This is a genomic window from Nocardioides sp. Soil805 (assembly GCF_001429625.1).
Lineage (GTDB): Bacteria > Actinomycetota > Actinomycetes > Propionibacteriales > Nocardioidaceae > Nocardioides.
The window spans coordinates 37,827-50,364 of the sequence record NZ_LMSU01000006.1 but is presented as its reverse complement, the minus strand read 5'-3'; the positions used below and the strand labels follow the sequence as shown (position 1 = coordinate 50,364).

Below are 12,538 nucleotides of genomic sequence, written 5' to 3'. Positions count from 1 at the left end.
CGGTGCCTGCTGGCACCGGGTCTTCGTGTCGTTGCGTCGTACGCCGCCTCGCGGTCAGCTCTTGGACGGCACCCAGGCCCGGGCGGTGAGCGCCGGGTGGTCGCTGATGCCGTTGTAGACCTTCTCGAAGCCGGAGAACTCCGCGCCCGTGCCGAGCATCCAGTCCGGCCCACCGAAGCGGGGCACGGGGCACGGCCTCTTGGCGGTGCCGCCGTTCATGGACACCAGCGGCGTGGCGCGGGCGACCTGGGAGCAGAACTCCGAGCGCTCGTTGACGTCGCCGATCACGAAGACGGGACGGTCCTTGCCGAGCATCTGCTTGATCTTCGCGATCTCCTTGCGGGTGGAGACGTCGCGCTCGGTCTCGTGGGTGCCGGGGGCGTTGTGGATCGCCATCACCCAGAAGCCGCGGCCGGTGTCGCGGTCACGCAGGCGCATGTAGGGGATCGGGCGCTGCCAGCCGAGGAACGGCCGCATGACGTGGCCGGTCTCCATGACCTTGACCTCGGAGGTCTTGAAGGCGATCTGGATGGCCGAGCCGCGGGTGCCGAGCGTGCGGCGTGGGAAGAAGTTGTAGCCGGGCAGCGCCTTCTGCATGTGCCGCAGCTGGTCCTTGGCCACCTCCTGGAACGCGGCGACCGTGGCTTCCTCCTTCTGCACCCAGCGCGCCGCACGACCGGCGCGGTCGATGCCGCCTCGGGCCATCGCGGAGCTGAGGATGTTGAAGGTGGTGATCCGGACGCCGTACCCGTTGCGGGGGCGGCTGTCGGTGGTCGACGTGCTGGTCGACGTCGTGGTCGTCGTGCTGGTGGAGGGGGTGTCGGCGTGGGCCGGGCCGCTCGTGACGGCCGGGGCGGAGCCCAGTCCGAGGGCCAGCACGCCGGCGGCGAGGAAGGTCTTGGTCGTCGGGGGCATCCGGGCACCCTAGGCAATGCCCTCGGCGTGGCGCCAAATCGGCGTCCGATACCACGGGTGGGTCAGACGACGACAACGGTGGTGCCGGCGGCGGCGAAGCGCCACATCGCCACGGCGTCCGGGATCGCCTGCCGGATGCACCCGTGGGACTGGGGGGTCCCGAGCTGCGCACGGGTCTGGAGGGGCTCACCGAGCTTGGTGGGGATGGAGTGGAAGCCGATGGCGGCGCGCTGCCCGTGGGCGAAGCGGACGAAGTACTCCATGACGCCCGAGTCGTCGATGCCGACGGCCCAGCGCGAGCGCGACCAGACCTCATAGCTGCCCGGCCGGAGGTTGTCGGTGACGCTCCCGCTCACGAGATACGTACGCCGCACCGCCTCGTCGGCGTCGAGCAGCCAGACCCGCTGGGCCTCCTCGCTGAACACCACCCGGCGCCCGGTGCCCGAGTCGGCAGGGACCGCGAGGGGGTCCGGTGCGGTCTCGGTCGGGGTGGGGGTGGTCGGGACGGGAGCCGGGGGCGTCGTGGTGGACCCGCTCAGCACGGCGGTCTCCCCCACCGGCCCCGGGTCGGGGGCGTCGGAGGCCACCGCGGACTCGCCCTCCACCGGCAGCAGGCCCACTCCCCCGAGCACCGACACCGCCGTGACGACGCAGGAGGCCACGGCCAGCACGATCCGGCCGTAGCGCGGACGGGCGGACCGGTGGTGGCTCACGGGATCAGGCCCCGCCCCGGCCGGCGGCCTTCGCCTTCGACTTCGTGGCCCGGGACTTCTTGGCCTTGGGCCGCTGCGAGCGGAGCACCAGGTTGGCGGCCACCTCGCGGTAGGCCTGCGCCCCCTTGTTGCTGCGGCTGGTCGACAGGATGGAGCGACCCGCGGCCGGCGCCTCGGCGAACTTGATCGTCTTGGGGATCGGCGGCTCGACGACCTCGAGGTCGTAGGTCTCGCTGATGGTCTCCAGGACGGTGCGGGCATGGTTGGTGCGACCGTCGTACAACGTCGGCAGCACGCCCCAGACCTCGAGGCCGCGGTTGGTGAAGCGGCGCACGTCGTGGACCGTGTCGAGCAGCTGGCCGACACCGCGGTGCGACAGCGTCTCGCACTGGAGCGGGATCAGGACGCCGTCGGCGGCAGTCAGGGCGGCCACCGTCAGCACGCCCAGCGAGGGCGGGCAGTCGAGCAGGATCCAGTCGTAGCCCGCCTCGTCCTCGGCGAGCTGCTCGACGACGCCCCGGATGACGTGCTCGCGGCCGGTGCGGGTGAGCAGGTCGGCCTCGGCGCGGGCGAGCTCGATCGTGGCCGGCAGGAGGTCGACGCCGTCCTCGGTCTCGAGGATGACCTCGGAGGGATCGACGCCCTTGGTGAGCACGTGGTGGACCGAGATGTCCAGGTCCTCGGGGTCGATGCCCAGGGAGAACGTCAGGCACGCCTGGGGATCGAGGTCGACCAGCAGCACCGAGTGGCCCTGCTCGGCGAGCGCGGCGCCGATCGAGGCGACGGACGTGGTCTTGGCGACGCCACCCTTCTGGTTGGCGATCGCGAGTGTGGTGGTCATCGTCGCCCATCATGCCCGACCCGGTTGCCCCTGGCGTCGCGACACCGTGATGCTGGACGCATGAACTCCACCCCCGAGACCTCCGCCACCGGCCCGCGACCCGTGTCCCGCCCCACCGCGCTCGTGACGGGTGCCACCGCCGGCATCGGCCTGGAGTTCGCCCGGCAGCTGGCCCGGAGCGGCCACGACCTGGTGCTGGTGGCCCGCGACGAGGCCCGCCTCGGGTCGGTCGCCGCCGCGATCCGCTCCTCCGACGGCGTCGAGGTGGAGGTCCTGCGCGCGGACCTTGTCGACCCCGCCGACCTGGCACGGGTCGAGGAGCGGGTCGCCGACCGGGAGCGCCCGGTCGACCTGCTGGTCAACAACGCCGGCTTCGGGCTCAAGAAGCGCTTCCTCGACAACCCCGTGGACGACGAGGTCGCGATGCTCCAGGTGCTGGTCACCGCGGTGCTCCGGCTCTCCCACGCGGCGCTGGGCGCGATGACCGAACGCGGCCACGGCGGCATCATCAACGTCTCCTCGGTGGCGGCCTTCCTGCCCCGCGGCAGCTACTCGGCCGCCAAGGCCTGGGTCAACAGCTTCAGCGAGTGGGCCGCCCACGAGTACCGCGGCGCCGGGGTGACGGTCACCGCGCTGTGCCCGGGCTTCACCAAGACCGAGTTCCACGAGCGGATGCAGGTGACCCGCGGCGACAGCTTCATGTGGCTCGACGCCGGGTTCCTGGTGGAGAAGGCGCTCGCCGACCACGCGAAGGGCCGGGTGTTCTCGGTGCCGGGTGCGCAGTACAAGGCGGTCGTGGCCCTCACCCGGGCCGTGCCGACCGGGGTGCTGCAGCGCTTCCAGTCGATCGGGCGCAAGTAGGGCGCTCGGGAGCGGGCGCTCGCGTCAGGGCACGAGCAGGGCCGGGGTCGTCCGGCCGCTCGCGGACGCGGCGTCGCCCGCCCGCTGGAGGAGGCGCTCGAGCTGCTCGGGCGGCGTGGTGTTGCAGCCGAGGTCGTGGTCGACCTTGCCGAGGCCGTGGTGGTCGCTGGAGCCCGTGGCGACGAGGTCGAGGTCCTCGGCCAGGCCTCGGAGCTGCTCGCGGACCGACGCCGGGTGGTCCTGGTGGTCGACCTCGATGCCCGCCAGGCCGAGGCCCGCGAGGCGTTCGAGGTGGTCGGGGGTGAGCACACGGGACCGGCCCCACGGGTGCGCCACGACGCTGGCCCCGCCGGCGCCCGCCACCAGGGCGACGGCCTCCTCGAGGGGGACGGCGTACCGGTCGACGTAGGCGGGCCGGCCGGGGTTGAGCCAGGTCGCGAACGCCTCCTCACGGCTGGCCACGACGCCACGGGCGATCATCGCGTCGGCCACGTGCGGGCGGCCGGTGGCCGCGGCGTCGCCGGCCCGGCGGCGTACGTCGTCCTCGGTGATCTCGACCCCGAGCGAGCGCAGCTTGGCGCAGATCGCCGGCACCCGGTCGTTGCGGCCGTCGAGGATGTCGGCCAGCGCCCGGGCCAGCGGCGGGTACGTCGGGTCGGGGAGGTAGGCCAGCAGGTGCACGCTCGCGTGGCCCAGTCGGGTGCTGATCTCCATCCCCCGGACGAGGGTGATGCCGACCTCCGCGGCGGCCCGCTCGGCCTCGGCCCAGCTGTCCGCGGTGTCGTGGTCGGTGAGCGCGACGACGTCCAGGCCGGCCTCGTGCGCCCGGCGGACCAGGACGGCCGGCGGGTCCGTGCCGTCGCTGACCGAGGAATGCGTGTGGAGGTCGATGCGCACCGGCCCAGTCTGGCACCGCCCGGGCGTGCGGCACGGATCGCCGAGGGCTCACCAGCCGGGGTCGGGACCCCCGAACGGCACCTCCACCAGCGAGGGACCGATCGACGTGGCGTCGCGCAGGATCCACTCGTCGCGCAGCAGCAGCATCGCCGAGGCCGGGCGGATCAGCAGCCACAGCCACCGCCCGGACTCCTCCCCGACCAGCACGGAGCGGTCCAGCTCGACGTCCGTGCTGCCGCCGCCCGGGGCGGCGCTGGTCGACACCGACCACATCGGCACCGACACCTGCTCGACGCGGACCTTGGTGACCGGCGGCTCCGCGCCGGGGTCGCTCGGGGTGTCACCCGGCAGGCGGGCGACCCGGGTGCCGATCCCGGTGCCGGGCTCCTCGCTGACGACCACGACGTCGACGGGCCCGTCGAGCAGCGTGGTGCCGGAGACGGCCGTCACGGTCGCCAGCACGCCCCCGCCCTCCGCGGCGACCACGCCGAAGCTGCTGACGTGCCACCCCGGGCCGAGCGGCCAGGGCAGCAGGGTCGGGAACCCGTCGGCGCGCTCGAGGTGGGCGACGAACGCGTCGTACGACGCCTCGGCCGGGCGCCAGAGCGGGACCACCGGGCCGTGGTCGCGGCAGGCCCAGCCGGGACCGTCGAGCACGACGGGCCGCGGGCAGCGGGGGCATCCCGGCGCGAGCATTGCTCCACGGTGGCGGCGGGGCGCCGGACCCGTCAAGAGTTCCAGCGCAGCAGGACCGGCGACTCCCGCTCCCAGCCCAGTACCGACAGGGTCGAGGTGTCGAGGCGGAAGTGGCGACCGGACTCGACCGGCAGGTCCAGCCAGCGTGCCGTGAGGGCGCGCAGGGCGTGACCGTGGCCGAAGACCAGCGTGCGCCCCTGGTGCTCGCGGGCGCGGGCGACCACCCGGTCGAGCCGGTCGGACACCTCCTGGGCGGTCTCACCGCCGGGGGTCGGGTGCGTCCAGACGCTCCACCCGGGGACGGTCTCGCGGATGGTGGCGGTCGTGACGCCCTCGTAGTCGCCGTACGCCCACTCCACGAGGTCCTCGTCCACCTCCGCACCGGGACGCCCGACCAGCTCGGCGGTGGTCCGGGCACGCTGGCGCGGGCTGGCGAGGACGAGGTCGAAGTCGACCTCCGCGAGCCGGGGCGCGAGGTCGCGGGCCACCTGGACGCCGTGCTCGGTGAGGGGCAGGTCCGTGGTGGACGTGTGCCGTCCGTCGCGGCTCCACTCCGTCTCGCCGTGGCGGACGATCCAGAGCTCCTGCGTCGAGGCGGTGTGGGCGTTCATGCGCCGAGTCTGGCATCCGGGGGCCCCGGGCGTGCCACGATGCGCCCATGACGTCTGGTGCCGTGCCCCGCGGCCGGGTCGCGGCGATGCTGGCCTTCGGCTGCCAGGGCTTCGTCTTCATCAGCACCACGACGCGCCTGCCGCTCTTCTCCGAGCGCTGGGACCTCGACGAGCTCGCCCTGTCCGGCCTGCTGCTGATGGTGGTGCTGCTGGCCGGTGTCGGCTCGGTGCTGGCAGAGCGGCTGGCAGTGCGCCGCGACAGCGCGCTCCTGCTGCGGACGGGCTTCGCCGTGATGGCGGTGGCGCTGGTGCTCACCGTGGTCGAGGTGTGGCCGGTGTTCCTGCTGGGTCTCGCGCTGTATGGCGTGGCGCTCGGGCTCGTGGACGCCAGCACCAACATGCAGGCGGTGGCGATCGAGCACGCGCTCGGGCGTCCGGTCCTGCCGTCCATGCACGGCGCGTGGACCTTCGGCGGCATCCTCGGCGCCGGGCTCACCCTGGCGACACCCGGGGTGCCGGTGACCGCGCTGGGCGTGGTCGCGGTGGTGCCGCTGCTGGCGATCGCGGCGCCGTACCTGCGCCGGGTGGGGATCTCCACGGCCAGCCACGACGTGGCCGTGCCGTGGCGACCGATCGTGATGGTGGGCCTGGCGATGGTGCTCTTCTACATGGTCGACACCGCGGCGGCGACCTGGGGACCGACGTACCTCGACCGCGCCTTCCCGACCCCGACCTCGCTGCTGGCGCTGGCGACCTTCCCCTACCTCGTCGCGTCGCTGGTGGCGCGCCTCGCCGGCGACGGGCTGGTACGCCGCCACGGTGCCGTCCGCGTCCTGCGCGCCGGGACGCTCGTGTCGTCGTTCGCCCTGCTGCTGGTGGTCGCCGCACCCACGTGGCAGGTGGCGGTCGCGGGCTTCACCCTCCTCGGGCTGGGCGCCGCGGTGATCGCGCCGCTGTCCTTCTCCGCGGCCGCCCGGATCGCCGGCGACGGGGTCACCGACCCGGCGCTGCGGCAGGCCCGGGTCGACGTGGTGATCGGCCGGTTCAACCAGTTCAACTACGTCGGCGGCCTGCTCGGGGCGGTCCTCACCGGTGTCGTGGGGGCCGACAACCTGCGCATCGGGTTCGCCGTGCCGATGGTGCTGATCCTGCTGGTGTGGCCGCTGTCGCGGCACTTCGCCCTGCCCGGACCCGCGGCTCCCGCGACTCAGACGGGGACGAGCGCCCAGTAGTCCAGGTCGAGCAGCACGCCCTCGGCGTACGCCGCCTGTCCTGAGCCTGTCGACGGGTCCTCGCCGCGCAGCGTCATCGACGCGTCGCGGCCGCGGGTGGCGACCAGTCGCAGGCGCAGCGCACCGACGCCCGGCGCGGGCGTCTCCGCGGTGTCGAGGACCTCGGACCAGGCGTGCACGGTGTCGCCGGCGAAGGCCGGGGCGACGTGCGAGCCGGCGTTGATCGCCGCGATGAGCTGGGCGTTGGCCAGGCCGTTGAACGACAGGGCGCGCGCCATGGAGATGACGTGGCCGCCGTAGACGAGGCGCCGGCCGTCGGGGCGGGCGTCGGTGTTGAAGTGCACCTTGGCGGTGTTCTGCCACAGCCGCGTGGCCATCATGTGCTCGGGGTCGGTGAGGGTGACCCCGTCGACGTGGTCGATCTTCTCGCCGACCACGTAGTCGCCGAGACGGTGCGGCTCCCCCGCCGCCACGACGTCGTACGCCGTGAAGTCGAGGCCTGCGGGGACCACCAGGTCGGCGGGGTCCACGACGGCGGCGAGGTCGGGCACGACGGTCTCGGGGGCCGGGGCGTCCGCATCGCGCTTGTGGACCATCACCCAGCGGCACCAGTCCAGGACCGTCTCGCCGCGCTGGTTCGTGGCCGTGGAGCGGACGTGGACGACGCCGGTGCGGCCGTTGGAGTTCTGCTTGAGGCCGATGACCTCCGAGCTGGTGCGCAGCGTGTCGCCCGGGACGACCGGCCGGTGGAAGCGGCACTCGGCGTAGCCGAGGTTGGCCACCGCGTTGAGGGAGATGTCGGGGACGGTCTTGCCGAAGGCGACGTGGAAGGCGATGAGCTCCTCCACCGGGGCCGGGGCCAGGCCGCAGGCGGCGGCGAACTCGGCGCTCGAGGCGATCGCGAACCGGCTCGGGTAGATCGCGCCGTACAGGGCCCGGTCGCCCTCGGTGATCGTGCGTGGTGTCGCGTGCTCGATCACCTGGCCGAGGGTGAAGTCCTCGAAGAAGTTGCCCGCGTCGGTCTTGCTCGCTGCGTTGCCCTCGGTCGTGACCATGGGCCGTATCGTGCCGCACCCGCGCCCGGAAGGGCGCGGGTGCTCACGTGGTGCTCGTCACGACGGGTGACTCAGGTCCCGCCCCCGCCGGCCTTGCGGCGGTGCATCTTGGGTGCGGCTCCACCCTCGACCTCGGCCCCGTGGGCCTTCTCGTGGACCGGGCCGTCCTGGTGGACGCCCTTCTCCTGGTGGTTCTTCTTGTCGAGCGCCTCGCGCATCTTGGCCTTGAGGTCTTCGTTCGTCATCCGTCCTCCTCTGGTCAGGCCCCCACCCTGCCAGCCGGACCCTCGGGGGTCGAGGGATTTCGCGGCAGGCGCAGCGTGAAGGTGCTCCCCGACCCGGGCGTCGAGGCGACCGTGACGGTCCCCCCGTGACGCTCCGCGACGGCCTTGACTATGGAGAGCCCCAGACCCGTCCCCGGGACCGCCCCGCGCACGGCACCCGGCGCGCGGTAGAACCGGTCGAAGAGGCGGTCCACGTCCGCGGCCTCGATGCCGACTCCCGTGTCGCTCACGCTCACCGTGACCGCCGTGCCGTCGTCCTCGACGTCGATGTCGACGCGCCCGCCCGCCGGCGTGAACTTCACGGCGTTGGACACCAGGTTCATGACCGCGCGCTCCAGCTGCTCGCCGTCGGCCTCGAGCTCCACCGGGTGGTCCGGCTCATGCAGCTCGACGTGGACGCCGGACCGGACGCGGGTGACGTCCAGGGTGTGCAGGGCCTGCTCGACGACGTCGCGGACGTCGGTGCGCCCCACCCTCAGCTCGAACGTGCCGCTCTCGACACGCGAGAGCAGCAGCAGCTCCTCCAGCATCCCGAGCAGCCGGCGGGCGTTGCGGTCGGCCCGTTCGAGGGCGGCGCGCTGGCTGGCGGACACCGAGCCCGCCTCGTCGTCCAGGAGCAGCTCGAGGTTGCCGATCACGCTGGTCATCGGGGTACGCAGCTCGTGGCTCACCGCGGCCACGAACTCCGTCTTGGCCCGGTCGAGCTCGACGAGGCGTTGCCCCGCCTCCCGCTCGCGCTCCAGCGCGGATCGCAGGACCTGCTCCGAGCGCCGGCTCCGGGTCACGTCCTCCGCGATGCCCAGCCATCCCGTGACCTGTCCCGCGGCGTCCAGCAGCGGCGAGACCCGCAGCGAGACGATCAGCTCCTCGCCCCCGCGCGAACGCCAGGTCCAGTCGCGTCGCTCGGAGCCGGGTCGACCCTCGAGCGAGGCCACCAGCACCCGGAGGCCGGGTTCCAGTCCCGTGTCAGCGGACCGCCGGGCCAGCTGCCCCTCGTCGTGCCACAGGGCAGGCGTCGCACGACCCACGACGTCGGCGGCGGTCCACCCCAGCAGGTTCTCCGCCCCCGCGTTGAACGACGTCACCCGGCCGAGCACGTCGGTGGTGATGATGGCGGTCTGGGTCGCGGCCTCCATCACCCCCTGGAGGGTCTCCGCGCTCGCGCGGGCCCGGGCCAGCAGGGCGGAGAGCTCGTCGGTCAGCAGGGCGACGGGCAGCGACACGAGGGCCGATGACACCAGCACGGCCTGCAGCATCGTCCCAACCATCTCCGGTGGGTAGTCCCACCTCGCCGCCGTGGTCGGGAACGGCCCTCGCCCCGCCGTGGTGAGCAGCGACATGGCGATCCCCGAGAGCAACAGCTCCACGGTCGCGAACCGCACGCCGAACCGGGCCGCGCCCCACACCAGCACCGGCATCGGCGCGAAGGCCAGCGGCAGTGCGCCCTCGACGGCGTACACGCCTCCGATCGAGGCCGCCAGGACGAGCGGCTGCAGCACCCGCTCCAGGCGTCCGGCGTGCGCCTGCTGGGGAAGGTGCACCATCGTCATCGGCACGATGACGAGGATGGCGGCGGCGTGCGACGCGAAGACCGCGCGAGCGGCCGCCGGGGTGACCAACCCCACGGGGGCGACCGTCAGACCGGCGATGACGGCGGCAGCGCCCGCGCCGCAGACCGTCGCGAGCACCAGGCGCCCGAGGTCGGTCAGCGAGGCGAAGGGCGGTGGCGCCGGCCTGCTGCGGAAGAACCAGACCACCACCGCCACCTCGGCCCCGTTGGCCAGGCCGAAGCCCACCGAGGTGCCCCACGTACGGCCACCCCACACGTTGGCGGCGGTCGTGACCACGACGATCGCCACCAGCGTCGCCGCCAGCCGGTCTCGGCGCGTCCTCAGGCCGAGCGCCACGGCCACTCCGGACGCCGGCCACCAGGCCGCCACGCTGCTGCCCTGCGGCGCCAGCCACACGGACGCCGACGCCAGGAAGAAGATCAGCACCAGCGCGGCCGACCACCACAGCGGCCACGACCGTGGCGCCCACCGCCCGTCCGGTTCGTCGGGTCGGTGGGGACGTCGTTCAGTCGTCACCGACGCGCCCCCGCCCCAGCTGAACGAGCGCGCGCACCATCTCGGCATCCTTGCAGAGCCCGCATGCTGCCCGATCGCCCCATCCAGACCGCCCCATCCAGACCGGGCGAGCAGACCCCCGCACCGGCCCGCGGGCACGAGGGCGGGTGCGGGGTGCAACGCTGCGGGGCTCCACGACGACTGAAGGGGTGTGAGGACGACGGAGAGGCAGGGGTCCGCCTTGGGATTCGAGGAGGCGTACCACGAGCACCGGCAGGCGCTGTTGCGTCTGGCGTACCTGATGTCGGGGTCGCACGACGTGAGCGAGGACGTGGTCCAGTCCGTGTTCGCCTCCGCCCACGAGCGCTGGGACCAGATCGAGAAGCCGCTCCCCTACCTCAAGCGGGCCGTGGTCAACGCCGTCAAGGACGGCCAGCGCCGCCACCTGCGTCTCCTGTCGAAGCCTCAGGAGCGTCCGCAGGTGGTGCTTCCTCCCGAGGTCGACGAGACGTGGGCCCACATCGGGCGGTTGTCGTGGGTCCAGCGCGCCGTCGTCGTCCTCCACTACTACGAGGACCTCACCCTCGCCGAGGTCGCAGCCGTCCTCGACCGCCCGGCGGCGACGGTCCGCTCCGACCACCGTCGTGCCCTCGACAAGCTCCGGAAGGCCCTCGCATGAACCCCACCCACGACGACCAGGACCTCGAGCGTCGCCTCCGCGACAGCCTGCACATGGTGGCGGACACGCTCACCGAGGATGACTTCGCTCCCCCGGCCCCGCCGGCGCCCACCCGGACGTCGTACCGCCGGCGACGGGTCGCCCTCGGCATCGGCGCGCTGGCGGTCCCCCTGGCGCTCGCGGCAGGCGCGTTCGTGCGGGAAGGACCCGAGTACGTCGACACGATCGCCCCGGAGCGGATCGTGGCGACCGGCAGCGTGGGCGGCAGCAGCTACCTCCTCGTCGAGTCGGACCGGACCGACGAGTGCGGGCGGCCGGTCACCGGTGTGGAGCTGGTCGAGGAGAGCGAGAACCTGCTCGGCAGCGAGTGGAACACGTCGGGCTACGAGTACGGCGAGTACGTCGAACGCCCCTGTGGTTTCGTCAACGACCCGACGCGCTACCTCGAGGACCCGGCCCTGTTCATCGACTCGGGGGTCGAGGTCGGTGACTCGTTCGTCTGGGTCTACGCCGTCCACCCCGACGTCGACACCGTGCGCATCACGTCCGGCGAGTTCACGGAGGACCTTCCCGTCTACGAGGTCGACGGGGCCGGGTACGCCCCCTTCGAGATCCCCCGGGACATGGACGCCTACACCTCGGAGCTCCTCATCGACGGCCGGGTCGTCCCCGACTCTGCCGAGGAGCAGGTCGTCCGGCGCCCCTGAGCGCGCTGCAACGGTCGTCGTGCCGCGGGGTCTCGCGGACTCCGCCGACACCCCTCGGGGCGCAGTGCGACCTGCTGCGCTCAGCGCAGCAGACCGGCAACCCCCTGGGCGCGCGGTACGACCTGCTGCGCTCAGCGCAGCAGACCGGCAACCCCCTCGGGGCGCGGTGTGAGCTGCTGCGCTCAGCGCAGCAGCTCACAGCACGGGCGCAGGAGCGGTGCTCGTGCCGGACCAGGCTCCGAGAGGGACCCTGAGGGCCGTCCTCGGCCAGCGGACCGAGGGCCCGTGGCTGCCCCTGGACCGGCCGTCGGGCCCTATCGCCGCCCGCTGCCACCGGGGGTGTTCCTGGAGGCCCGGTGGATGTCCGCCTCGAGCATCACGTACTTCGGCACGCCACCGACGGCTCGGGTGCCGAGGGTGGAGACCAGCAGGCCACGCTCGGCCTGGGCGGCGTACCACGGGACGTAGCGATCGCCGACGCGCACGAGGCGGATCTCGGGGTCTTCGCCTCCGGTGATGCGACGCGCATCCGAGCGGCAGACGCCGATCTCGCGCTCGGTGCCGTGAGGCGGGGTCCACCTGAGGTCCTCGACGGCGGGACCGTGCTGGGGATTGAAGAAGCACGGCTCGCGCCGGGCCGGCACGTCGAGGTCGTCGCGACGGGCCAGCACGCACGCCAGCCGCCAGCGCCCGTCGTCGAGGAGCTTCTCGACGGCGACGACGCCCATCGCGTCCTCGGCGGCAACGGCCGCCGCGAGGACGGTCTTGGCCTCGTCGTACACGTCGAGGGCGCGCTGGTAGTCCTGGCGGGTGTCCTGGTCGAGCGGGACGGCGAGCATCTCGCCGTGGAGGTCCGCGAGCTGTTCACCGAACACGGTGACGTCCTCGTCGAGGAGCCGGCGCGCCTGCCGGAGCTCCTCGAGCGCCGCGAGTCGCCGTTCCTTGCGTGCCCCGAGCCAGCTCATGGTCCGAGAGTACGGC

At 73.2% G+C, this 12,538-nt stretch carries 14 protein-coding genes; 4 read left to right on the top strand and 10 right to left on the bottom strand.

Features of this window, described 5'->3' with window-relative positions; all coding sequences use genetic code 11:
• Positions 1-54: 54 nt before the first annotated feature.
• The 3 genes from ASG94_RS19830 to ASG94_RS19820 form a co-directional block, all read right to left on the bottom strand.
• The gene (locus tag ASG94_RS19830) at positions 55-915 is read right to left on the bottom strand and encodes a hypothetical protein (protein WP_056928226.1); all 861 of its coding nucleotides are present in this window, start codon (positions 913-915) and stop codon (positions 55-57) included.
• 62 nt (positions 916-977) lie between these two features.
• Positions 978-1,628 (bottom strand): L,D-transpeptidase, encoded by a 651-nt coding sequence (locus tag ASG94_RS19825; protein WP_056928225.1) that lies wholly within the window; start codon positions 1,626-1,628, stop codon positions 978-980.
• A 4-nt stretch (positions 1,629-1,632) separates the two neighbouring features.
• Positions 1,633-2,469, bottom strand: a complete 837-nt coding sequence (locus ASG94_RS19820; protein WP_056928224.1) for a ParA family protein — start codon at positions 2,467-2,469, stop codon at positions 1,633-1,635.
• A 60-nt stretch (positions 2,470-2,529) separates the two neighbouring features.
• Here ASG94_RS19820 and ASG94_RS19815 point away from each other — a divergent pair, with 60 nt between their 5' ends.
• Complete coding sequence (locus ASG94_RS19815) at positions 2,530-3,330, top strand: SDR family NAD(P)-dependent oxidoreductase (RefSeq protein WP_056928223.1); 801 nt, start codon at positions 2,530-2,532, stop codon at positions 3,328-3,330.
• A 24-nt stretch (positions 3,331-3,354) separates the two neighbouring features.
• Here ASG94_RS19815 and ASG94_RS19810 read toward each other — a convergent pair whose 3' ends face one another.
• Genes ASG94_RS19810 through ASG94_RS19800 form a run of 3 tightly spaced genes read right to left on the bottom strand, consistent with a single transcriptional unit; the run spans position 3,355 to position 5,534 of the window.
• Positions 3,355-4,227 (bottom strand): PHP domain-containing protein, encoded by an 873-nt coding sequence (locus ASG94_RS19810; protein ID WP_056928222.1) that lies wholly within the window; start codon positions 4,225-4,227, stop codon positions 3,355-3,357.
• A gap of 48 nt (positions 4,228-4,275) precedes the next feature.
• Positions 4,276-4,923 carry a DUF6758 family protein gene (locus ASG94_RS19805; protein ID WP_056928221.1) on the bottom strand — a complete coding sequence of 216 codons (648 nt, stop codon included), beginning with the start codon at positions 4,921-4,923 and terminating at the stop codon, positions 4,276-4,278.
• Positions 4,924-4,955: 32 nt separating this feature from the next.
• Positions 4,956-5,534: a histidine phosphatase family protein gene (locus tag ASG94_RS19800; RefSeq protein ID WP_056928220.1), complete on the bottom strand. Its 579-nt coding sequence runs from the start codon at positions 5,532-5,534 to the stop codon at positions 4,956-4,958.
• 47 nt (positions 5,535-5,581) lie between these two features.
• Between ASG94_RS19800 and ASG94_RS19795 the strand changes: the two genes are divergently transcribed.
• Entirely contained in the window at positions 5,582-6,766 is a 1,185-nt protein-coding gene (locus ASG94_RS19795) for an MFS transporter (RefSeq protein ID WP_056928219.1), read from the top strand.
• Here ASG94_RS19795 and ASG94_RS19790 read toward each other — a convergent pair.
• The 3 genes from ASG94_RS19790 to ASG94_RS19785 form a co-directional block, all read right to left on the bottom strand.
• Positions 6,742-7,821: a MaoC family dehydratase gene (locus ASG94_RS19790; protein ID WP_056928218.1), complete on the bottom strand. Its 1,080-nt coding sequence runs from the start codon at positions 7,819-7,821 to the stop codon at positions 6,742-6,744. The genes ASG94_RS19795 and ASG94_RS19790 overlap by 25 nt on opposite strands.
• Before the next feature lie 71 nt (positions 7,822-7,892).
• Positions 7,893-8,066 carry a DUF5302 domain-containing protein gene (locus ASG94_RS22070; RefSeq protein ID WP_162260847.1) on the bottom strand — a complete coding sequence of 58 codons (174 nt, stop codon included), beginning with the start codon at positions 8,064-8,066 and terminating at the stop codon, positions 7,893-7,895.
• 14 nt (positions 8,067-8,080) lie between these two features.
• Positions 8,081-10,192: a sensor histidine kinase gene (locus tag ASG94_RS19785; RefSeq protein WP_162260846.1), complete on the bottom strand. Its 2,112-nt coding sequence runs from the start codon at positions 10,190-10,192 to the stop codon at positions 8,081-8,083.
• A 220-nt stretch (positions 10,193-10,412) separates the two neighbouring features.
• On the opposite strand from ASG94_RS19785, the gene ASG94_RS19780 reads away from it, so the two are divergent.
• Both ASG94_RS19780 and ASG94_RS19775 read left to right on the top strand, forming a co-directional pair.
• Complete coding sequence (locus tag ASG94_RS19780; protein ID WP_056928216.1) at positions 10,413-10,850, top strand: sigma-70 family RNA polymerase sigma factor; 438 nt, start codon at positions 10,413-10,415, stop codon at positions 10,848-10,850.
• Positions 10,847-11,557: a hypothetical protein gene (locus ASG94_RS19775; protein ID WP_056928215.1), complete on the top strand. Its 711-nt coding sequence runs from the start codon at positions 10,847-10,849 to the stop codon at positions 11,555-11,557. The genes ASG94_RS19780 and ASG94_RS19775 overlap by 4 nt, the downstream gene beginning before the upstream one ends.
• Before the next feature lie 314 nt (positions 11,558-11,871).
• On the opposite strand, the gene ASG94_RS19770 is transcribed toward ASG94_RS19775, so the two are convergent.
• The gene (locus tag ASG94_RS19770; RefSeq protein ID WP_056928214.1) at positions 11,872-12,522 is read right to left on the bottom strand and encodes a hypothetical protein; all 651 of its coding nucleotides are present in this window, start codon (positions 12,520-12,522) and stop codon (positions 11,872-11,874) included.
• Between the last annotated feature and the right edge of the window lie 16 nt (positions 12,523-12,538).